The following is a 22,878-nucleotide window of genomic DNA, read 5'->3' as shown; positions in this document are numbered from 1 at the left end:
ACACATGACAATACCTCGAAATCATTCGAGGTTTTTTTTGTCCAAAACTGTAACAAAACCAAACATTTAGCGTTCTAATAGTTAATTCATCAATCAAACTAATCATGCTAAAACAATTCTTCATCCTGTGCTCTGGTGCAGATACTGATATTTTAAAAGAATGCTCCAACGGCGAGCAAAACAAATATGCTGGCATTGGCGCCACCGTTTTCTTTACTGCGCTTATGGCAACCATAGCAGCAAGCTATGCGCTTTACACCGTTTTTGATAATCTCTACACATCCATAGCTTTTGGCTTCGTTTGGGGTTTACTTATTTTTAATTTAGACCGTTTTATAGTTTCAACAATTAAAAAAAGAGACAATAAATTAAGTGAATTAGCGCAAGCTATGCCTCGAATTATACTAGCTATAATTATTGCTGTGGTAATTTCAAAACCTTTAGAACTTAAGATTTTTGAAAAGGAAATCAATCAAGTATTATTAGAGCAGAAAAACGATTTAACATTGGCCAATCAAAATCAGATTGCACAACAATTCACCCCAAAAATTACAAGTTTAGAAAATGAGATTGTAGCTCTTAAAACAGAAATTGACACCAAAGAGACAGAAGTTAATACGCTTTACGACACCTACATTTCTGAAGCTGAAGGTACAGCAGGCACGCAACTCTTGGGAAAAGGGCCTGTTTATAAAGAAAAACGCGAAAAACATGATGCTGCGCTTGCAGAATTGCAACAACTAAAAGCAGATAATAAAGCCAAAATTGGAGCTATAGAAACTGAAATTGCAGACTTACAAACTACTCAAAAAACTAACGTTGCAGATTCACAACCTGTTATTGATAATTTTGATGGTTTAATGGCGCGTGTTAATGCGCTAGGTGAATTGCCATGGTTACCATCGTTTTTTATATTTCTGCTTTTTCTAGCTATAGAAACTTCACCAATTTTTGCTAAACTATTATCTCCTAAAGGCGAATTTGATTATCGACTTCAAGACCAAGAAACTACAATTAAGACTTGGACCATGCAGAAGGTTAATGAGCGTAAACTGTTACTTAAAACAGATAATGATATTAACAATAAGGTTTATAACGACATTGCCGATGAGGAAGAGGTGATTAGCTATAAGCACAAAAAAGCGCGAGAGCTAATGCAGCTACAGGCTGATGCTTTTTTTAAGAATCAGAAAGAGGCACTTTAAAATTTAGTTACTACTTTTAGGCTGAATAAAACCCAACCTCATGAAAAAGTATGTTATTGCCCTAGGATTAGCACTTATTACTTACGCTTGTATTAGTGTTAGAGCAGATGTTGGAGACGTTACTGTTATCGAAGAAACAGATTACAATACAGCAAAAACTGCTATTTTAAAAGTTATGGATGACCAACAAAACGCATGGAACCAAGGCGACCTTGAAGGCTTTATGCAAGGGTATTGGAAAAGCGATTCGCTTAAGTTTTATGGCAGCAATGGACTTACCAAAGGTTGGCAAAACACATTAGATAATTACAAACGTGGTTACCCTACAAAGGCGGAAACTGGAACGCTTAACTTTGTAATTAATGATGTCTCTAAAATTGAAGGAAACAACTACTGGGTTATGGGAGAGTACCACCTAAAACGTGAAGTCGGTGATGCTGATGGTGTCTTTATCATCATTTTTAAAATGATTAATGGCGAATGGAAGATTGTGGCGGATATGAGTTGTTAGAAGTCCAAAGCCCCATCTAACTTCCCCAAAGGGGAAGAATTCTTATCTTAAAAAAAACTATCGACATAATTTTGATATTAATTAGAATGAAAAGGCAAACGCTTATTACAGTTCTCGCAAGTAGGTCTAATTTCTAGCATTATAGTTTCTTTACGTACTTAGTGATTATCACAATGTGCTGTCCATCGACTTTACCTTCAATATATTCTGAATTTTCTCTGTCGAGCCTTATGTTTCTAACAGCTGTACCTTGTTTAGCAACCATACTAGAACCTTTCACCTTTAAATCTTTTACCAACACCACAGAGTCGCCAGTATCTAAGACAACACCATTTACATCACGATGAATAACCTGGTTTTCGTCAGCCTCTCCATCTCCAGCGGCTTTAGCCAATTCTAGTGTTTCATCTTCTAAATACATCATAGCCAACATATCTTCAGCCCAAGGTTCATTTACACGATTAAGCATACGCCAAGCCATAATCTTTACAGCATCGTGCTCGCTCCACATACTATTGTTGAAACAGCGCCAATGGTTTGGATCAATCTTTTCAGAATCTTCCATTTGCGTTGTGCAACTATTACAGGCATAAATTGCTTTATCTTTTGCATTGGGAATATCGTAAACCGATAGATTTTCCGTTGCACTACACAACTCGCATTGATTATTGCTACGCTGTTTTAAGTCTTTTGCTGAAGTCATATAACTACTAAAAGCTTCAAAGATAATTTTAATATGATTATAAGTTGAAAATCTTAAAATTTTCTATCCGGATGAAACGCATCAATTGGCATTGAAAGTTTCTCTTTCTTAATTATCTCAGTAACTAATTTTCCTGTGGCTGGTCCTAAACTCCAACCCATCATAGCATGGCCAGTAGCTATGGTTAAATTTTCGCATTTTGAAGATTTACCAATATATGGCAAACCGTCTGGTGAACATGGTCTTAAACCGCATTTGGCGTTATCAATAGCGTCTGGGCTAAAAGTTATATTTGGGTAATAGGCCTTAGCTGCTTTTGCAATGGCTTTAACACGTACAGGATTTATATTATAATTTATGCCAGCAATTTCCATAGTCCCTGCGAAGCGCGTAAAACCATCCATAGGTGTTACGGCAACTTTAGGCTCACAAAGAATTGAAGGTATTGTAATTCCAGTATCTTTTTCAACATTTATTGAATAGCCTTTTCCTGCTTGAAGCGGAATTTTAATACCCAGTTTTTTAGATAGATTTTGGCTCCAGCTTCCTGCAGCCATCACAACCTCATCAGTTTCTAGCTCTTGCTTATTTGTAATAATTTTGCTTATTGAATTCGCAGTTGTCTTTATATCAACTAAGGTTTCATTTTCAAAAAACGTGACACCAACTGATTTTAAATAACTCAACATATCCCGCATAAAATTATTAGGTGTCATATGCGCATCAGAATGAAAATAAACGGCGCCTTTTATATCTAAATCTACATCTGGCTCTAGTTTTTTGACTTCTGAAACTGAAAGATTTTCAACTTTGAGACCTTCTTGTATGCCACGTTGCCCAACTTGCCATTCTTCCTCTCCGACCTTTTCGGACTTATAGCACATTAACAATCCTTTATGCTCGTAATGAAACTTAAAATCTCCCGAATCTTTTAAATCCTCATAAAGTCTTCGGCTTAATAAATTTAGGTCTTTAATTACTGGTATTGCTTTTTCGACTTTTGCTTTTGTTGAAGAGGATTTGAACGCCCATGCCCATTTTAAAAAATCGACATCAAGCCTAGGTTTTACATAAAAAGGACTTGCTGAATTAAACATCCATTTTAAGCCTTTTGTAATAATTCCTGGCTGTGCTAATGGAATAAAATGACTGGGTGTTATATATCCGGCATTAACGTACGATGCTCCAGAAGAAAAATCTGATTTATCGATTACCGTGACACTACAGCCTTCTTTTTGAAGATAATATGCAGAACATAATCCTATGATTCCGCCACCGATAATAATTACTTGTTTAGACATATTTATATCACTTGAAAACCATGGGCATATGGGTCATCCTCATCATCAATAGTAATGGTATTATGCCCATAAATTTTTGCCCAACCTTGAATACTTGGAATTATTGCTTTTTTATCGCCTAGACTAGTAACCTCTTCAACACGTCCAATAAATTTACTTCCTATAAAACTTTCGTGGATAAAGGGTTCTCCAACCTTTAATTGACCTTTGGCGAAAAGTTGTGCTAAACGCGCAGATGTCCCTGTTCCGCAAGGACTTCTGTCTATGGCTTTATCGCCATAAAATACGGCATTTCTTCCATTAGAGCTTTTGTCTAAAGGTGTGCCTGTCCATAATAGATGTGAAACATCTCTAATGGTTTCATTTTCTGGATGAATAAAATAGTTAGGATACTTCTCGTTAATAAGTGGTCTGAGTTTTTGAGAAAAACCAATAATTTCGCTTGCTGTATAATCCTGAATACCTGAAAAATTTTCCTGCGGGTCTATTATCGCATAAAAATTACCACCGTAAGCCACGTCGAATTTAAGTGTACCCAAAGTTGGACAGTCTACAGATAATCCTTCTGCTGCCAAATAACTTTTTATGTTCGTTAGTTTTACCCAATCTACTTTTTTACCGGTTTGTTGGTATTCGATTTCTACCAAACCTGCTGGTGCTTCCATTCTTATCTTTTCTGGCGTTTTTGGCGTAATTAAGCCTTCTTCAATTGCGATAGTAATAGTACCAATAGTTCCATGACCACACATTGGCAAACAACCCGAAGTTTCTATAAATAAAATGGCAAAATCATTTTCGGGATTGTGCGATGGATACAAAATACTGCCACTCATCATATCATGACCACGAGGCTCAAACATCAAGCCTTTACGAATCCAATCGTATTCTTTTAAAAAATGTTGACGCTTTTCACTCATTGTATCTCCAATAAGTTCTGGACCTCCACTTTTAACGACTCTAACTGGATTTCCGCAGGTATGCGCATCTATACAAACAAAAGTGCTCTTAGCCATTTACTCAATCGCTGCTTTAGTTTGACTATTATTTACCAATCTAGAAATTCCTAAAGGATTTTCATTTTTTAATTCGTCTGGAAGTAATTCATTTGGCCAATCTTGGTAGCTAAACGGTCTTACCCATCGTTTTATAGAATGGATACCAACAGCTGTAAAACGGCTATCTGTTGAAGATGGATACGGGCCGCCGTGTACCATCGACGGACAAACCTCAACTCCTGTAGGAACGCCGTTATAGATGATACGTCCAACCCTATTTTGTAACGCAGAAATAACTCCTGAATACTCTGAAGCTTCGTCTGAATCTGCGATTAATGTGCCCGTGAGCTGCCCTTCTAAGTTAGAAATCACGTCTTCTAATTGTTCTTTATCATCACATTGAACTACAATTGAAAACGGTCCAAAAACTTCGTGATGCAATGTTGGATTATTTAAAAATTTATCGCCGTCAACAGTTAATACAGCTTGTTGCGCGTGGTTTGCTTTAACCTCTTTATCATAATCCGCTACAACTTGAGTTTCACTTTGAGAAATGGCTTTCTCCTTGTTCTTCGTATAAGTTTCAGAAATATTTGGATGTAGCATACAACTTGGTTCTATGGCTAAAATATCTTCTGATAATTGCGAAACAAATCCTGATAATTCTTCTCCTTTAATTCCTAAAATCAAACCTGGATTGGTACAAAATTGACCTGTACCTAATGTGATAGAACCCGCATAAGTATTAGCTAAATCTTTACCTTTATTCTTCAAAGCGTCTGGTAAAATTACAACTGGATTTATACTTCCCATTTCAGCAAAAACAGGAATCGGTTCATCACGTTGAGCAGCTAAATCATAAAGTGCGCGCCCGCCTTTGATACTTCCTGTAAAACCAACAGCTTTTACTTTTGGATGTTTTACTAAAGCTGCACCAACGTCGTTGCCACTACTATTTAAGTTAGAAAATACACCATTTGGCATCCCTGTTTTTTCAGCAGCTTTTACAATAGCGCTTGACACAAGCTCGCCAGTGCCAGCGTGCATTGGGTGCGACTTTACAATAACAGGACAACCTGAAGCTAATGCCGCTGCGGTATCGCCACCAGCAGTTGAAAATGCTAATGGAAAATTACTAGCTCCAAATACGACAACTGGCCCTAAAGGCACGGCATATTTTCTGATATCTGACTTTGGTAATGGTTTTCTATCTGGTTGTGCCGTGTCAATGGATGCTTCTACCCAAGAACCTTCTTCTACCAAATCAGCAAAACTTCTTAATTGACCTACGGTTCTTCCTCTTTCGCCATGTGCTCTTCCTTCTGGGAGACCTGTTTCAGAACAATACGTCTTAATTAAAGTATCATCTAATGCTAAAATTTCATCAGCAATAGCATTAAGAAATTCTGCTTTTTTCTCACCAGAAACCGTTTTGTAAGTTTCAAATGCCTCTGTAGCCAATTGTGCAGCTTCTTCTATTTCTTCAGAAGATGCTTCAACATGTGCGGTTTCATTTTCTTTATTTAATTGGGGATTAAACGTATGGTACGTTTTACTTCCTTTTGCCGATAGCTTTGAGCCTATATAGTTTTTTCCAGTAATCATATTTTCTAATTTTTTAAATGCTTTTTTAATTTTCTCCTATTTGAAAATTAACTTATTAAGTCCAGAGCTTCAAGTCTTTCTTTTGCCAGGATATATCTAGCACGGACATCATCAATTTGCTGTTTGGTTAATTTCTTACCAAAGGTACGCAGACCTCCAGCAATATCGTTATGATGTATTCCCATAGCAAGCTTAAGATATTCCATAAGCAGCGGCTGAGCATCTAGATAAGATAAGGAATTTAAAGCCTGCGAAATTTTGTTTGCTTTATCCCATTCGCCATTTGAAATATGTTCTTGCATCGTAACACTTGCTTTTGGGAAAATAACGCCTACACCTGTAATCCCACCACAAGCGCCAGCAAGTCCCGCATGCACAGTAACTGTATCTACTCCTGCCAAAATTTTTAAATCTTTATTTTCTAACATTAACGTTTCAATAATTGAAACATCGATAGTCGATATTTTAAGAGCAGTTACTTTAGGAAGAACAGAAAGCCTTAAAAGGAGGTCTGTTGATAGCGGATGATAACCTGCGGCATCAGGATTGTTATAAGGCATAATGGTTACACCTACATCATTTGCAGTTGCTTCTGAAAGTGCATAGTACTCATACATTTCTTTTTCAGAAGGAATCGCCTTCGTTTTTGGTGGCATCACCATAACGGTATCAACGCCAACTTTTGCAAGTCCTTCTACGATTTTGGCAAGTTCTTCTTTAGTTTCTGCTGCAGCTCCGCTTATTAAAGGCACATTGCATTCTTTTGAAACCTCAGAAAGTGCTTCAAGCAAAGAAAGACGCTGTTTTGTACTCAAGTAGCCATTCTCTCCTAACGTACCAGAACCAACAAGTCCGCTCATTCTGCTACCACCTTTTCCTTGAGTTTTTAAAACTCCTGCTGCTTGTTTTTGCGTTGTATCAAAGTCAATCTCAAAAGCACCAGATTTTGACTCTTTTAGCCATGTAAATACTGCAGGCATTACGCCATCCCATTTAGAACTCATACTATTTGTTTTTTGAGTAGTGAAACTAAGCAATTTCTTAATTGCATTTACTTGCCTTAAAAATAAGTACAGTTATGTCGAAAGACAAAAGCCAGCTACTGTATTCGTGTTCTATCCTTCTTTGGTAATTTCTGAACTATCAGGTCGTACGAGTGGTCAATCAACGATACAATAAGTTTTGTAGGCACATCACTATTGACGTAAACGGAATTCCATTGTTGTTTATGCATATGGTAACCTGGCTCAACGCCATCATATTCAGCCCGAAGTTCTCGCGCATAATCTGGGTCGCATTTTAAATTGATAAACGCATCACCTTCTTCCCACTTTTTTAGTGAAGCAAGCGCAAACATTTTGTTGCAGACTTTAAACACTAGCGTATCTTCATCGAACGGAAAATGCTCCGTGACTTCCTTTTTATTCATGCAATAATCTCGGAATTGTTCGATGTTCATTCTAAAAGTTTTTTCTCTTCAGTTTCAATCTTTAATGCCGAATAATCTAACTTCCAACCAATGGTTTGTACAATAGTTTCTATTAGCTGAATAGCTTCTAAGGCTTCGCCACGAGCGACATTAAACAAACCACTTTCTGGAATCTTATCTTGAATATGAATTTTTGCTTTTGAATGTAATTCCGTTAAATCTGAAGCTTCAAACCTGTTGAACATACCGTCTTTTTTATCATAGTAATTGATATTAGTTTCTATTGACAAAACTTCAGGTTGTGGAAAATGAGTTAATACTACTTGCTTTTTTGAAGGATTGGCATCAATCTTCAATTTGTTTAAATCGAAACCAACATGTGCTTTAGCATTTATGACAACTAGCGCCTTTTTTCTACTAGAAATAAGTTTTAGAAATTTCTCTTTAACATCTTCGTAATGGTAGATTTCGGCAAAGTCGCCTTCTACGGTTATAAACTTGCACACCCGTTTTATTTTATCGAGGAGTATGATGGATTGCTCATTCTTTTTTTGCTTGGTTTTCCATTGTTTGTAAATGGTTACTAAACCTAAAGTAACAAGTATGCTTATGATTATTATGAAAAATTCTTCCATGGTTGTTTGTGACTTATTTGCTAACGCTCCAAGTTATGAAATATTTATTTTTTAGCGATGGCTACTTGACTGTCGCTCGAAGTCGCACAGTTTTTAATTAGTGAGATGCAGAAACGAGTTCAGCCTGACAACATAATCATTCAATTATTTTGTACAAAATCGGCTTGCTAGGCGTGGCGTCATTTTCAAAAGGTGCAATTTGAAGATTTAGTAAATACGTGCCATCTTCAATTTTGTTAGACACATAGATAAATTCTGTTATGGTTGCATCTGTTCTGATACTTTCTGAAGTTTGCCAAAACGCGTTATGCCCTTTCAATTCGCCACCGTCTTTTTCTCTATCTACACTTGGCTGATCAAACAGTAAATGTTTAACTCCTTTTTTTACCAAATATTCAATTGCATCTTCCTTTAGATACGGCCAATTGGTATTGGAATATTGCATCGTTTTTTTATCCTTTTGGTTTGGTAATGTTCTAATGACAATGGCTTCTCTAACTTTATTTCCAAGGGCAAATTTTAGTTGTTTTGCAGAAATAACAATGTCTTTCATAAACTTTTCTGGCGCCACCGTAACAACTTCAGCTAAAAAGAAATACTGTTTTAAAGCTTTATTAATAGAATGTTTTTCTTCAACTATATGTCCAACAGTTTCAGTATGCGTGCCGTGGGAATGCGGATTAAAGGTAATGGTATTAAAATTTACAGAGGCACCTTCTTTTACACTGACAATATCGTCATCAAATTTTTCGGGTGCAATTTTAGGCGGACCAATGTACCATGCATTCACGTTTTTTGCGCCGTGCCTTATCGGAATTGAAATATCAAGCGGTTTCGATAAATCGACCTTTAGCCTTTTGGATTTGTATTGAATTGTTGCAATCAAATTTAGTTCAGTTTAAACAGTTCTGATGAAATTCCATCGCTCAAAAACATCCCTTTTTGTGTCGTTTTTAAGTGATTATTTTCAATATACAACAATTGCTGCTGAATAAAAATTTCGGCATGTTTCAGGAGGTAATCTTTGTAGTTTTTACCAAATTCTAATTCGACTTTACTAAGCGAAACTCCAAACATGGTTCGTAAACCTGTCATTATATATTCATTGTAGTGGTCGACTTTAGTCAGTTCTTCAATCTCAATTGGTAAAATTCCGTCTTCAATAGATTGAATATATTTTGAATTATTTCGTAAATTCCAACCACGTTCTTTTCCGTTGAATGAATGTGCTGAAGGACCAATACCAATATAGGATTTACCTTGCCAATACGCTGTATTGTTTTTACTAAAAAAGCCTTCTTTTCCAAAGTTTGACAATTCGTAATGCACAAAACCTTCAGTTTCTAATTTGTTTTTTAGTAGATTAAATTGTTCATGCGCTAACTCATCATCTACATCCTCAATTATGCCTTTTGCTATAAAAGACGCTAGAGCTGTTTTTGGTTCAACGGTTAAGGCATAACTGCTGATATGCGGAATGCCAAAACTTAAGGCGGTTTCTATATTTTGAAGCCATTTTTCTTTGGTTGAATTCTGAATACCATAAATTAAATCCACTGAAATATTATCGAAATGGCGTGTTGCTTCCGCCAAGCATGCTTTAGCTTCTGCTGCATTATGAGCACGATTCATGAGTTTTAAATCGTCTTCAAAAAAAGATTGAATGCCAATCGAAAGACGATTGATACCGATGGATTTGTAGTCATAGAAAATTCTGTCCATAAAATCTCTCGACTGCGCTCGAGGAGACAGCATTTTATTATCAATTATATCAGCTCTCAAAGTAACATTTGCGGTTAGTTTTGAAGCTATGACTAAATCATCTGGGTTGGCTTCTAAAGTAATTTCAGGATTATTAGAAACTTTATAATTTTTATAGATGGTTTCAATCAAAAATCTTAATTCGTCAATCGTCAATAATGATGGTGTTCCACCTCCAAAATAAATAGTTTCTACAGTTTCGGTTTTGAATTCAGTTTTTCGCAATTCAATTTCCTTTGCCAAAGCTTTGACCATCTCGTCACGCTTTTTCAATGATGTCGAAAAGTGAAAATCGCAATAATGACAAGCTTGTTTGCAGAATGGGATGTGGATATAGATGCCGCTCATTTAGTATTCTGTTTTCTGTAGCAGTTGGTAGAGAATTAGTTTTAAATTGAAATGTAAAGTTAATTATGTAAACTGAATTCTGAGACTGTAAAGGTTTACTTCTTCACTCGATCTTCATTCTGACTCACAAAACTTGACCAGCCTGAATAACTTTTTCCAATCTGTACACGACCTTGATTATAAAAATGGCAAACAGCAGCCGCCAAACCATCCATAGAATCTAAATTTTTTGGTAAGGTTTTTAATCCTAACATGCCTTGTAGCATTTTAGCAACTTGCTCTTTGCTGGCGTTTCCATTTCCCGTAATCGCCATTTTTATTTTCTTAGGTGCATATTCAGTAATTGGCACTTCGCGAGATAGACCTGCTGCCATGGCAACACCTTGCGCACGACCGAGTTTAAGCATACTTTGTACATTCTTACCAAAAAAAGGGGCTTCAATCGCAATTTCATCTGGATTGTAGCTGTCAATTAATTCAATTGTTCTTTCAAAAATGACTTTGAGTTTTAGGTAATGGTCGTCGTATTTTTTGAGTTGTAGTTCATTAAGTTGTAAAAACTCCATCTTCTTTCCAACCACTTTTATAAGTCCAAAACCCATAATTGTTGTACCTGGGTCAATGCCTAAAATTATTTTTTCCGTAGCCATAAATTATTCGCAATAATAACAACCACTCAAAGCAATATTTACACCGAATGTGAGATTAAAAACATTACCATTAAAAGCACCAAATCCTAGAGTTTCGGGATTGTAATCTTCTAAATTAGTTAAGCCATATATATATGAAACATCGACATATAAAGCTACTTTCCTGTTAATCATATAATGAAACTCAAGTCCAGCAATAGCGTTTAAATAAGACTGTTTAATGACATCTAAATTACCTAAAGGCTTCGCAGTCGAATATCCTGGACCAATGTGCCCAATCAGTTGCATTTCTTGAGTTAAAAAGTTAAGAGATTCTGAAGGATTATAAACCAGTTGCAAGTTGATACGATTGTAATTAATTTTAAATTCTGGATTATCGCTTTCGCTTTTAAAACGATTAAAACCATAATCGAGACGCGCACCAAGTTGACGACTAAACATTCGCTGAACACCTAAATTTACAGTAGGAAAATTTAAAGTTTGCGCAGGAAAACCATCCACAAAACCACTCTCTGAAGGCGAATTAAAACCTAAACCAATTTTTGCTGACCAAGTACTAATTTCTTTTCGTTGTCCGTAACAAGTGATTGTTGTTGATATTAACAATAAAGCCATTATGAATTTGGGGAACTTAAGCAGCATACTGTAATAATTTGATTTAATTTGTAACGTGTTTGGCAACCTTCCATACAAATCTAAGCAATTCTTTATTGCTATAATTAAACTCAGCATAATTGTTGGCGCGACATATTACATCTATAATAGAATAGCAAATAATTCTGAAATTGATTTTTCTGAATTTAAAGCCATTTTGATTAAAAACGAGGTGTTTTCGGCAAAAAACATCATTTTTTTACTCATTTTAACCTTTTTTAATTGGTTTTTTGAAATAATGAAATGGAAAAAACTAGTATCAAAAGTAAAAAAAATTACTTTTTTTGAAGCCTTAGAACAAAGTCTCGGCGGATTAACAGCCTCGCTAATTACACCAAACCGAATTGGCGATTATGGTGCAAAAGCGGTTTATTTCAATAAATCGCATAGAAAGCAAATTGTATTCTTGAATTTAATTGGAAACGCCTACCAAATGTCAGTAACGACTATTATAGGCTTGATTGGGTTTACGCTTTTTTATTTTAAATACGATTTAGAACTCAATTTCAGAAAAGTGTCACGCTTTTTAATTATAATAGTTGTTGTTACTGGCTTTTTCGCTTTTGGTTTAAAACAATCTAGTTTTAAAATAAAAGGATTTTCTGTTGAGCGAGTTATAAATTACGTGATTTCGTTACCAAAACACACTCATATATTAACGTTTTTTTTCTCTTTAATACGTTATGCTATTTTCTCGTTTCAGTTTTATTTTTTATTGACCATTTTTGGTGTAAACATCGATTATAAATCCGCCATGATTACCATTAGCAGTATGTATTTAATAAGTTCAATTGTACCATCTTTGGCAGTTTTTGATGTACTTATAAAAACAAGTGCTGCGGTTTATTTATTTGCATTTTTGGGTGTTGATGAATTGACTATAGTTTCTATTTCGCTATTAATGTGGTTACTAAACTTTGTAATACCAAGCATTTTTGGTAGCTACTTTGTACTTAATTTTAGACTTCCTAAAACTTCGGAATAAATGCTGCTAATAATCTGCTTCTTTATTGTTCTTATTTACTTGTTGGTTATCACTTGGATTAATTTTGGTTTTAATAAGGTTGAAGATTTTAAACTTCAAGATTTAGAACCAAAAATGAGGTTCTCAATTGTGATTCCGTTTAGAAATGAAGCTGAAAATTTACCAAAGCTTTTAAAATCCATTGAAAACCTCAACTATCCAAAATCACATTTTGAAGTTATTTTGGTGGATGATGAGTCTGAGGATGATTGGAAAACGGTTCTCGATACAGTCCGACAGAAAAGTTGGAACACTCGAACTGACAATATTCGAATAATCTCGAATTATAGAACTTCAAATTCTCCAAAAAAAGACGCGATTTCTTCAGCAATTATAGTCGCAAAGCACGATTGGATTATTACAACTGATGCCGATTGTGTGTTACCAAAATATTGGTTAGACACATTTGATGAACGCATTCAGCTTAAAAAACCAATTGCGATTGCTGCGCCTGTTAGGTTTACTGGTGAATCTTCGTTCTTTAATCGTTTTCAAATTATCGATACACTGAGTTTACAAGCTGTGACAATTGGAACTTTCGGGATTAAGAAACCGTTTATGTGCAATGGTGCCAATTTTGCGTATTCAAAAAAAGCGTTTCAATCTGTAAATGGATTTGAAGGAAATAACAGTTTTGCTAGTGGCGATGATGTGTTTTTGCTTCAGAAATTTATAAAATCTGATAAAACTAAAGTTGAATTTCTAAAATCAGATAAAGCGATTGTTACGACTACTGTTGCTTCAAACTTTTCGGAATTTATTCAACAACGCATGCGTTGGGCTTCGAAATCTGTTGGTTATACATCACTTTTTTCTAAGTTACTTGGGTTGCTGGTTTTGGTTACAAACTTCTTAATGGTTGCACTTATACCGTTTTGTCTTTTTTGTTTGCTAAGCTTTAAAAGTGCGGTACTTTTATTCCTATTGAAATCCTGTATTGACTTATTGCTGATTTTTAAAACCGCTCGTTTTTTTACTCAAGGTCCAGTAATGCTATCTTATCCTTTCGTGAGTTTACTGCATCCTTTTGTGACGGTTTTTGTTGCTTTAAAAGCGCCTTTTTCTTCTTATTATTGGAAAGGCAGAAAATTTTAAAAATTTTGATAGCTTTACCATTACAATTTTGAACCAATTTGCATGAGAAACAACAGAACTTCTAACCCAATATTCAATGATTATTTTTGGGACGATGGTAGAGATTCCGATAAAAAAATGACCGTTTTTGGAATCTTTATTAAGTCATTTTTCGGGATTTTAGTAATCGCCGGAATTACAGCGTATATCTGGAAATTAAGTACCGAAGGTTGGGACACAGGTTGGTTTACACTTGGTGGAATGCTTGGCGCGGCAATCATAAGCATTATATTGTCTTTTAAAACACAATGGGCGCATTTTTTAGTACCACTTTATATTGTGGCTAAAGGGTTTTTTCTTGGTGGATTTTCGGCTTTTGCGCATAAAAACTTTCCTGAATTACCTTACCAAGCTATCGGTGTAACGATTGTAACTTTTTTTGTAATGCTTTTACTCTATCAGACCAGAATTATTGTAGTTACCAAGCAAGTAAGAAGTGTTATTATTACAGCAACCATAAGTATTATGGTCGTGTATTTTGTGTCTTGGATTTTGAGTTTTTTCGGGATTAGAAGTTTTATTTGGGGCACATCTTGGTTGGCAATTGTTTTTAATATAATTGCCGCAATTGTGGCGTCTTTTGCTTTACTTCTAGACTTTGATTATATAGAACGTTATAAAAATAAAGCGTCAAAACAAAAAGAATGGTTGGCAACTTGGGGATTATTGGCAACACTAATTTGGTTATATATTGAAGCGTTACGATTGTTGCAGAAGTTTGCGATAAAGTTTAAGTAAAGTTCTCGATACATTCCGACAAAAGGGTCGGAACACTCGAATTGACAAAACTATTATTTAATGGAAACCACAACAGGCAATACAAATTCGGTTTGTACTTGCTGTCCTCTTTTTATAGCTGGATAAATTTTAGGTAATTTTGAAATGCTTCCTATTAATAAAGAATCTATAGCTGGAATTATCCGCTGTGTTTCAGGCTTTGAATTAATATCTAAAACTGAAATTTCACCTAGTTTATTGATTTGAAGCTTGACCATAATGGTATCGTCTACATCTTCTGAAACGATTATGTTTTGTTTAGAAAGATAGGAATTAACGCTACCTAAAATAATTTGCTCAAAGCATCTTCTATTCTCTTCTTTTTCAGATTTAGTGTGGCACATAGCAAAAGTCGGATAGGAGTCAACAGCGTTCCAATCTATATGTTGCAACTCCTGAGAAACTATGTCTTCGGTTTTAATTTTTTTCTTCTCGAAATAATCGCAAGACAACACAAAAACACATATGCAAATTACCAATCGTTTCATCTAAATATTCTGAAACCGAAATGTACAATATTTCATTTAAAGATGCTAAAAGGAAGACGTGCCTCTTGCTAATCTTTATTCATAAATTCTTCTTTTTTTAATTCTGAAATACGGTGTTCTATAAGCGGTTTAAACATTTTATCATTTGGATGGTCTTCAATAAATTTTTCGTAAAGCTTAATCACGGTTTTTTTGTCTGCATAATATTGATCTTTTGTTGTCAAAAGTGCAAATTGCGCAAATAAATCTTGAGGCTTTTCTTTTACTGCTTTTTGATAGGCGACAATAGCTTCTGCATATTTTTTCTGATAATTTAATACGCGACCCAATTTTATATACTCATCATTTAACGGTACATCTTTTAAATTTAAAGACTTACTGATGAATTCTTCTGCTTGTTTGTAATCTTTTAGTTTTTCGTAATACGTGCCAATGACATACATAGCAGTAGCATTGTAAGGGTTGTACTTTAAAGCTTCTGTACGATGATAAATAGCCTCTTTATAATCGGATTGCTTGGCGTAAGACAGACTAAGTTTTTCGTGAATAAATTCTGATGTTTCGCCCAATTCTATCAATTTATTGAACCAAGTTATGGCTTGGTCATGGTATTCTTGATAGTAGTAATTCTGAGCTTTAAGGCTTATCAGTTCAATATTTTCAGCGTAGCTTTCTAAACCTTTATCGATGTATCTGTGCGATAATTGATGATGGCGTTTTACCAAATGGTGACGTGCAATTTTATAAATTGCCTTTTGATGCGTATCGTCTAAATTATAAGCTGACAAAAACCTGTTTAGAGCAGTAGAGTCATTTAATTTCTCCAAAGCAAGTCCTTTTTGATAGTGATAATTTGGATTTTTATAATCGATATAAATTAATTTTTCGAATATATCTGACGCTTCTTTATATTTTTTTGAAGCCAATAATAGCTTTGCATACTCATATTTAATCAGTGCGTCATCTGGGTTTGCATCTGTACTTAACTTATAATTTTCTAAAGCTTTACCTCTGTTACCTAATGCCAAATAGGCTTTTGCAATTTTGCTGTAAACTGCATGTTTATCCTCAATTTCTAAATAACTATTAATGGCTTTTGTATAATTGCCATTGGCATACAAACTGTCTGCAACGTCTAATGCCGAAGACTGAGCTTCGGCATTGATTTGAAATACATACAAAATGATTAAAATATATTTATTCATCTAGTTATTTGTTATCCTTGGACTTGAAATAAAATAGGCAACTTATAGATGACATCTACTTTTTTGCCTTTATGCTCGCCAGGAATAAATACAGGTAACATGTTTATTACTCTAACAGCTTCTTCTTCTAGTTTTGGATGTGGTGCTCTGGCAGAAGCTGAATGTATCTTGCCGTCTTTTCCTATCATAAATACTACTGCGATACGTTGTCTTCCTTTGAGTCCTAGTTTTTTCGCCAAATCTAAATTGAAATTTTTATTTACAAACATGGCTATTTCATTAGCAGTACATGACCTCTTTTCTTTATTTGAAGTTAAATTCTTGCATTCCTCATAAGTTGGAATTTTATCTGCTTCAGCAAATGGTACATAGTCTTTTTTATCTTGAAGGTCGTTTTTAAAAACATCATAATTAGGTGTTTTTGAAACGGTATTGGCGTTTGTATTTACTTGAAATACGATAGGCAAAGCGTATGGCACAACCACAGGTTTTCCTTTTTGAGTGCCAGGAATAAATTGTGGCAGCAATCCTATAACACGTTTGGCTTCTTCTTCTAGTTGAGGATGTGGCGCTCTTGCACCGATTGAAGTGACGTTTCCTTCTTTATCAATTTTAAAAAATACTGAAATGCGTTGTCTGCCTTCCAAACCTAATTGTGTTGCCAAATTAGTGTTGAAATTTTTGTTGACAAACATTGCCACATTTTTTGAAGTGCAATGTTTCTTTTCCTCATTAGATGTTAAGTCTTTACAAGCTGGAAACGTAGGAACATTTTCAATTACTGCGTAAGGTACTTCTATGGATTCTTGGACTTCTATAATTTCTACATCATCTGCAGAATTTATTTTAGAAACTGGTTCTTTTTGGCCATCTTCAATAACTATGGTTTGAGATTGGTTGCCATCTGAAATAAGTAATCTTGTCCAAAAAGGATCTTTAATAATTAAATCAACCTTTTCTTCAAATCGCTTTTCTTCTTCTTTCGTTTTATTCTTTAAGTCTTTAACGTATAGCTTTAATGTGCTGCCCTTTGTTCGTGTTTCCCATTGTTTTCCGTATTCTTCGGTTTTAGTTCGAGCTAAATAATCCGTATAAGATTCATTTCTCCTATCTGAGTTTTTAAGCATTTTTTTTTCTGAATCTGTAGCTGTTCCACTTTTGATTTTTTCATTTATTCTATCTTCAAACATAACTTTTCCAAAAGCCTTAAATCTAGCAAACTCATCAAGTGTCATTTTAAAATTATTCAAATCTGCTTTTGAAAACTTCATTATTTTATCAATGTCATCTGCATCATACAACTTTTTAAGCTCCTTGTAATATTTTTGAATAAGACTTTTTTCTGAAATCTCTTGAACTTCTATCGTCTCAACAATTGTTTCTTTAGTCTGCGCTTTAACCTCAGCAGATGTGTAAATAAGCATTCCTAAAACCATAGGAATAATAAGCGCATATTTAATTAATGCCGCTTTTTTTGATTTTGATTTTTGTAACATGGCTATTCGTTTTTTGATTAATGATGTATTGAAAAATGTATTGGTAAACGACATATTTTGTGTCTCGAATACCTGATTAAGTAATTGATTGTAATAAGTTTGTTTTCCGGTTTGTTTTACAGCTATTTCATCGGCAATATATTCGTGAAGTGCTTTAATTCTGTTTTGATACATATACACCAGTGGATTAAACCAAAGTAGAATTCGCATTACTTCAAAGAGCATTAAATCTAAACTATGCCATTGTTTTACATGGACTAACTCATGTTTAAGTATGGTCGGCTTGTCTTGATTAGAAATATTTTCACCAATAAAAATGGTGTTAAAAAATGAAAATGCCGTTACGCTTTTAATTAGGTTTACTATGAGAATATTTTCTTGCCAATGCTTAGGATTTATGGCCTTCAAATAAAATAATTTGGAGAGCTTGTAAGCAAAAAATAAAGTTGCAATTGCCATACCTAAAAAGAACACTATTTGCCAAATAGGCATTGTAGGTTCGCTAATTTCAATACCAGCTTGTAGTGCTGCGTTTCTATATGTCTGACTCGGTATGTTTTTGCTGCCGATAAAAACTTCGGGCAAAACAATTACAAAATCTTTTGGCGCTACGGTTTTTAAACTTTTAAACTTAATAAATGGAAGTACAAAGGATAGAATTGCAGTTCCTAAAAGGTAAATTCTGTTGTAATTAAAGAAGGTTTCGCGTTTTAAAAACACATCATAAATGATTAAAAAAACCAACTGAAAAGCTACAATTTGAAGGATATAATACAGCATATTATTCAGTTTTATTAATTTCCTTTAGTAAAGCTTCTATATCTTGTACATTAACATCATTTTTCTTTACAAAAAAAGACACCATACTTTTAAATGAGCCTTGAAAATAATTATCGACTAGTTTATTTATGGACTGATTACTGTACAATTCTTTTTCTACAATAGGGAAATAGACATGACCTTTACCTTGTTTTTCGTAATCTACAAACCCTTTAGACTCTAAAATTCTAACTATTGTAGATACTGTATTATATGCCGGTTTTGGTTCTGGCAACATATCTATAATAGACTTTACATTGGCCTTCTTAAGTTGCCAAAGTGTCTGCATAATTTCTTCTTCTGCCTTTGTTAATTGCTTCATTTAAACTAAATATTTAGTTGAACAGTTAAACAAATATAACTAATATTTTAGTTAAAACTAATTATTTAGTTAAAAAAAAGAAAATTAAAAAACCTAGTAGAAAATCATCGGTCGATTTTACTACTAGGTTTTAAAGCTATTAATTCAACAATTACTTAATAAGAGGGATTAATTAATTCTATGTTGATACTTCAAAGGTAAAGAAGCTAATTATATTTTTGTTACGGAAAAACCGTAGACTTGTTACGGAAAAACCGTAGTTTTCAGTATTGACAGTGTCTCATAGCCTTTTTTGAACATAAAAAAAGGGCATTTTTTATATAAATCCTTTTTCTTTTGCCATTTCTAGTAGGGTTTCATCTTTGCCGTCATCAACATCAAATAATAATTTGAGCTGTTTTTTTCTTTTTTCAATAGCACTCATTGACAATTGAATATGGTCTAAGAGACTTTTAGTTTTTATGCCTTGAGATAATAGATGTAGTATTTTACGATTAATATCATCTACGTAAATTTCATTTGTAATGGTTCTTTTAATGTAATTATGAACCGTGCTGCTGTAATATGGAGGTGATTTTAGAATATGCTGAAAAGCATCTGCCAATTCCATTGAAGTTAAATCACTTTTAATTAAAAAACCATCCGGATTAATCTCTCTAATAATATTATGAATGCGGAAAGATTCATTAAACATCGTAAGAATTACAATCTTTGCATTTGGTAATTTGGTTTGCGCCAACTTGGCTAAATCTTCACCAGAGGTATATTTTCCATCTTGCGATGGCGGAAGACTTATATCAAAGAAACAGAGGTCGTAATGCTCATTGTCTGACGCTCTGTTTATCATAATTTCGGCCATGTCGCAATTATTGGCTGTATCGATATCTAACTCTTGATCATCAGTTTTTGTAGCCATTAATACATTCATATAACCTTCAATAATAATAGGATGGTCGTCTACCATTAAGATTTTTAGTCGTTGCATATTGTAGGTGTAGATTGGTTAAACTTTATAAGGAATTTTGACCTTAACTATTGTACCATTATTTGGTTTAGAGGTAAATGAAATTTTTCCATCAATATCTAAAACTCGCGATGTCATATTTTTAAGTCCAATACCTTTTTTGGCTTTTGTTGTATCAAATCCTTTTCCGTCATCTTCAATGTAGATAATTATCTCATCTTTTTTTCGTAAAATATCAATTTTAACATGACTAGCTTCAGCATGCTTATAGATATTTTGCATGGATTCTTGCAAAATTCTATAAATATTTATCTTGGTTTTATTAGGCACAAACTCCCAACTAAAATCATCTGTATAATTAAAGTCATTGGTTAATCCGTATGCTTTAGTCTGATTTTCTATCAATTCTGAAACAATATCCATAAAGCCCGAACCAGACACAAAATCGGTATTCATTTCGTGCGAAATTTTACGAATATCGTCCTCTATGGTTTTTAGTTGGCCAATGTAATTAGCGCGATTCATCATAGCTTCTTTGCCTTCGGAAAAATTGAGACTATCTAAACTTAATCTTGCCCCAAAAAGACGACCCAAAACACCATCGTGAAGCTCTTTAGAAACCCTAATTTTTTCTTGAGCTCTTGCTTCTTCTACCTTATCTTGTTGTCCAAGCATAAGATTATAAATTTCTTCATTAACGCGTTGTTGTTCTTGCACTAAACGCAACTCTTTATTTTTTGCCCTTTGCGATAGGATAATATAGACCAAAGTTGCTGTAAGTAGAAGCCCTGCGGAAAGTAGTAATAAGTAAAAGTTTTCTTTTGAAATTTGTTCATTTTGGGCTTCTATTTGGTCGGTTTCTAGCTCTATTCTAGCAAATTTGTTTGTGACATTTCTTTCGACTTTCAATAGACTATCACTTAATTTGATGTGTTCTAGGAGATATTTTTTTCCTTCATTACCTTCTTTTAACTCAGATAATAAAATCATAGACTCTAATAGTATGTCATTAGATGTAATCTTTTTTGACAAGTTATATGCCTTTTCTGCATACTTTAATATTGAGTCCGTAATAGCCCTAGACTTATAATATTTAGCCAAATCTATTGTAACAGCTAATTTAGTGATATCATCATCAAGCACACTACTTAAGTCATAAGCTTCATAAAACAGCTTACTAATGGATTCGTAATCTTTGTTACCAGCCAAGACTTTTGTATAAGCTACGTTATCAATTATTAGAGGATAAAAAGTTTCATCATACGGCTCATAAACATCTCGATTATCTAATAAAGAATTATAAAGTTCTAAAGCTTTGTTATAATTTAATAATTCTCGTTGAACACCAGCTTGATTGTTAATGGTTATAGATTTATTATAATCACCATTAATCATACTATCTGCTATATTGAATGCTTTTTCATGATATTCTAAGGATTTTTGAAAGTCGCCTAAATTTTGAGAGGATACACCCAAGAGATTATAAAGACTCCAGATATTATCTAAATTTCGTTCAGTTTTTGGGAGTTTAAACGCTAATTCTAGTGCTTTTACGGCACTTTCTTGACTACCTATGTAATCTTTTTCAGTATCCTGAATATCTGCCAATGCCAATAAGGAACTTAACTGATTTGGTTTATCATTTAAAAAAGTATAAAACTTTAAGGCCTTTAAATAATGGTAATAGCTGCTATCATTCTTTATCTCGAAATATGAAAAATAACCTCCGAGATTGTAATTTGCTGTTGCAATTGCAGTAGTGTCCTTAAGTTTTGTTGCTAAAACAAGATTAGCTCTATTAATTTTTTCATACTTATCAGATTCCTCTTCGTAGAAATATAATAAAGATAAGTTTCGATTATTTATAAGCAATAAAGAATCGAGATTTCGCTGTTTTGCAATAAAAGATGTCTTTTCAGCGAATCTTATTCTGTCGGCAATATTTAGAGTTTCGTCTTGTACTTTATCTCTAAAATAAAACAGACTATCAATATCAGTATTTTTATTAGTTTTTTGTGAGTAGAGAATACTGCAAATTAAAACTATAATGGTAAGACAAAAGCATTTTTTTAACATAAGAAGATTTACCTATGTAGTAAAGTTAAAAAAATAGCTGACAGGTACAAGCAAGTAAAGCCAGCAGAGTGTGCTGACTTAAATAGTATAAAAAAGTTTGAATCTTATCCGTTAGAACTTACTCCACGTTTCTTTTTAGCGTGAACTATAGGATTATAAGATTTTTTAGAATTTTTAAATGTACTAACTTCATCCTGTACCGCATTTTCTTTAGATACAACTGATACAGTTAGTACAACAACAGCAATTAAAAGTAGGGTAATTTTTAAAGCTTTCATAAGTTTTCTTATTTAGTAATAATTATAGTTAAAAGTTAAATTTGAACTAAACAAGAAAAGCCTTTACGTACATGTAAAAGCATCAATGGATTAAAAAAATCTTGGATAAGTGATTTAGGGCTTTATCTAAGAGGACAACAAATAAAGCAAATTTTAAGGCACTATCATCATTTTATCGATTAAATGATGTTTTTTACCGATTAAAAACTCTTTTTTTGTTAATAAAATACCTGAAAAACAAAAAAGCATCCCATTTCCGATACATCGGAAAAGGAAAGCTTCTCATTGGTAATATCCCAATTTTCTTAGGATTCTTACAACTACTCCGAGATTGCTCTCAGAACAACACAACATCTTTAGCATAAAAAAGCTTCAATCTCTTGAAGCTCTAATGCAATTTTGCGGTCTGGACGGGACTCGAACCCGCGACCCCCTGCGTGACAGGCAGATATTCTAACCAACTGAACTACCAGACCGTTGCTTAATTGCGAGGGCAAA

The 22,878-nt window shown here is 33.9% G+C and carries 23 protein-coding genes and 1 tRNA gene; 5 read left to right on the top strand and 19 right to left on the bottom strand.

The window, feature by feature from the left end:
* Nucleotides 1-104 precede the first annotated feature (104 nt).
* Both ACFQ1Q_RS07000 and ACFQ1Q_RS06995 read left to right on the top strand, forming a co-directional pair.
* The gene (locus tag ACFQ1Q_RS07000) at nt 105-1,205 is read left to right on the top strand and encodes a DUF4407 domain-containing protein (RefSeq protein ID WP_386129342.1); all 1,101 of its coding nucleotides are present in this window, start codon (nt 105-107) and stop codon (nt 1,203-1,205) included.
* 40 nt (nt 1,206-1,245) lie between these two features.
* Entirely contained in the window at nt 1,246-1,716 is a 471-nt protein-coding gene (locus ACFQ1Q_RS06995) for a YybH family protein (RefSeq protein ID WP_386129340.1), read from the top strand.
* Nucleotides 1,717-1,855: 139 nt separating this feature from the next.
* Here ACFQ1Q_RS06995 and ACFQ1Q_RS06990 read toward each other — a convergent pair whose 3' ends face one another.
* The 11 genes from ACFQ1Q_RS06990 to ACFQ1Q_RS06940 form a co-directional block, all read right to left on the bottom strand.
* Nucleotides 1,856-2,419: a PhnA domain-containing protein gene (locus ACFQ1Q_RS06990; protein ID WP_386129338.1), complete on the bottom strand. Its 564-nt coding sequence runs from the start codon at nt 2,417-2,419 to the stop codon at nt 1,856-1,858.
* A gap of 53 nt (nt 2,420-2,472) precedes the next feature.
* Nucleotides 2,473-3,720 carry an NAD(P)/FAD-dependent oxidoreductase gene (locus ACFQ1Q_RS06985; RefSeq protein WP_386129336.1) on the bottom strand — a complete coding sequence of 416 codons (1,248 nt, stop codon included), beginning with the start codon at nt 3,718-3,720 and terminating at the stop codon, nt 2,473-2,475.
* 2 nt (nt 3,721-3,722) lie between these two features.
* A complete protein-coding gene (locus tag ACFQ1Q_RS06980) occupies nt 3,723-4,733 on the bottom strand; it encodes a 4-hydroxyproline epimerase (RefSeq protein WP_386129334.1) in 1,011 nt (336 codons plus the stop codon).
* Nucleotides 4,734-6,320, bottom strand: a complete 1,587-nt coding sequence (locus tag ACFQ1Q_RS06975) for an aldehyde dehydrogenase (NADP(+)) (protein WP_386129333.1) — start codon at nt 6,318-6,320, stop codon at nt 4,734-4,736.
* Between the two features lie 47 nt (nt 6,321-6,367).
* On the bottom strand, nt 6,368-7,324 hold the full coding sequence (locus ACFQ1Q_RS06970) for a dihydrodipicolinate synthase family protein (protein ID WP_386129331.1): 957 nt from the start codon (nt 7,322-7,324) through the stop codon (nt 6,368-6,370).
* Nucleotides 7,325-7,419: 95 nt separating this feature from the next.
* Nucleotides 7,420-7,779, bottom strand: a complete 360-nt coding sequence (locus tag ACFQ1Q_RS06965) for an MmcQ/YjbR family DNA-binding protein (protein WP_386129329.1) — start codon at nt 7,777-7,779, stop codon at nt 7,420-7,422.
* Entirely contained in the window at nt 7,776-8,384 is a 609-nt protein-coding gene (locus ACFQ1Q_RS06960; RefSeq protein ID WP_386129327.1) for a DUF4230 domain-containing protein, read from the bottom strand. Before ACFQ1Q_RS06960 ends, ACFQ1Q_RS06965 begins: the two co-directional genes overlap by 4 nt.
* Before the next feature lie 136 nt (nt 8,385-8,520).
* Nucleotides 8,521-9,270 carry a cyclase family protein gene (locus ACFQ1Q_RS06955; protein ID WP_386129325.1) on the bottom strand — a complete coding sequence of 250 codons (750 nt, stop codon included), beginning with the start codon at nt 9,268-9,270 and terminating at the stop codon, nt 8,521-8,523.
* Between the two features lie 2 nt (nt 9,271-9,272).
* A complete protein-coding gene (locus ACFQ1Q_RS06950) occupies nt 9,273-10,493 on the bottom strand; it encodes a coproporphyrinogen-III oxidase family protein (RefSeq protein ID WP_386129323.1) in 1,221 nt (406 codons plus the stop codon).
* Between the two features lie 95 nt (nt 10,494-10,588).
* A complete protein-coding gene (gene ruvC, locus ACFQ1Q_RS06945; RefSeq protein ID WP_386129321.1) occupies nt 10,589-11,143 on the bottom strand; it encodes a crossover junction endodeoxyribonuclease RuvC in 555 nt (184 codons plus the stop codon).
* Between the two features lie 3 nt (nt 11,144-11,146).
* Nucleotides 11,147-11,758 carry an outer membrane beta-barrel protein gene (locus tag ACFQ1Q_RS06940; RefSeq protein ID WP_386129319.1) on the bottom strand — a complete coding sequence of 204 codons (612 nt, stop codon included), beginning with the start codon at nt 11,756-11,758 and terminating at the stop codon, nt 11,147-11,149.
* A gap of 55 nt (nt 11,759-11,813) precedes the next feature.
* Here ACFQ1Q_RS06940 and ACFQ1Q_RS06935 point away from each other — a divergent pair, with 55 nt between their 5' ends.
* From ACFQ1Q_RS06935 to ACFQ1Q_RS06925, 3 genes are read left to right on the top strand one after another with little or no spacing between them, the layout of a single operon-like run.
* Entirely contained in the window at nt 11,814-12,782 is a 969-nt protein-coding gene (locus ACFQ1Q_RS06935; RefSeq protein ID WP_386129317.1) for a lysylphosphatidylglycerol synthase domain-containing protein, read from the top strand.
* Nucleotides 12,783-13,916: a glycosyltransferase family 2 protein gene (locus ACFQ1Q_RS06930; protein WP_386129315.1), complete on the top strand. Its 1,134-nt coding sequence runs from the start codon at nt 12,783-12,785 to the stop codon at nt 13,914-13,916.
* 42 nt (nt 13,917-13,958) lie between these two features.
* A complete protein-coding gene (locus tag ACFQ1Q_RS06925; RefSeq protein WP_386129313.1) occupies nt 13,959-14,693 on the top strand; it encodes a Bax inhibitor-1/YccA family protein in 735 nt (244 codons plus the stop codon).
* A gap of 53 nt (nt 14,694-14,746) precedes the next feature.
* Here the strand turns inward: ACFQ1Q_RS06925 and ACFQ1Q_RS06920 are convergent, their stop codons facing one another.
* The 8 genes from ACFQ1Q_RS06920 to ACFQ1Q_RS06885 all read right to left on the bottom strand — a co-directional run bounded on the left by ACFQ1Q_RS06920 (nt 14,747) and on the right by ACFQ1Q_RS06885 (nt 22,856).
* Nucleotides 14,747-15,220, bottom strand: a complete 474-nt coding sequence (locus ACFQ1Q_RS06920) for a hypothetical protein (RefSeq protein ID WP_386129311.1) — start codon at nt 15,218-15,220, stop codon at nt 14,747-14,749.
* 68 nt (nt 15,221-15,288) lie between these two features.
* Entirely contained in the window at nt 15,289-16,425 is a 1,137-nt protein-coding gene (locus ACFQ1Q_RS06915) for a tetratricopeptide repeat protein (protein WP_386129309.1), read from the bottom strand.
* 11 nt (nt 16,426-16,436) lie between these two features.
* Entirely contained in the window at nt 16,437-18,701 is a 2,265-nt protein-coding gene (locus ACFQ1Q_RS06910) for an energy transducer TonB (RefSeq protein ID WP_386129307.1), read from the bottom strand.
* A gap of 1 nt (nt 18,702) precedes the next feature.
* The gene (locus ACFQ1Q_RS06905) at nt 18,703-19,062 is read right to left on the bottom strand and encodes a BlaI/MecI/CopY family transcriptional regulator (RefSeq protein ID WP_386129305.1); all 360 of its coding nucleotides are present in this window, start codon (nt 19,060-19,062) and stop codon (nt 18,703-18,705) included.
* A 316-nt stretch (nt 19,063-19,378) separates the two neighbouring features.
* Nucleotides 19,379-20,047, bottom strand: a complete 669-nt coding sequence (locus tag ACFQ1Q_RS06900) for a response regulator (RefSeq protein ID WP_386129303.1) — start codon at nt 20,045-20,047, stop codon at nt 19,379-19,381.
* Nucleotides 20,048-20,065: 18 nt separating this feature from the next.
* The gene (locus ACFQ1Q_RS06895) at nt 20,066-22,102 is read right to left on the bottom strand and encodes an ATP-binding protein (RefSeq protein ID WP_386129301.1); all 2,037 of its coding nucleotides are present in this window, start codon (nt 22,100-22,102) and stop codon (nt 20,066-20,068) included.
* A 104-nt stretch (nt 22,103-22,206) separates the two neighbouring features.
* Nucleotides 22,207-22,380, bottom strand: a complete 174-nt coding sequence (locus ACFQ1Q_RS06890; protein WP_386129299.1) for a hypothetical protein — start codon at nt 22,378-22,380, stop codon at nt 22,207-22,209.
* Nucleotides 22,381-22,782: 402 nt separating this feature from the next.
* A tRNA-Asp gene (locus tag ACFQ1Q_RS06885) sits at nt 22,783-22,856 on the bottom strand.
* Nucleotides 22,857-22,878: the final 22 nt, after the last annotated feature.

Source organism: Winogradskyella litorisediminis (genome assembly GCF_042675765.1).
GTDB classification, from domain to species: Bacteria; Bacteroidota; Bacteroidia; order Flavobacteriales; family Flavobacteriaceae; genus Winogradskyella; species Winogradskyella litorisediminis.
Note: the sequence above shows the minus strand (reverse complement) of the source record. Positions and strands in the feature narration are given on the sequence as shown.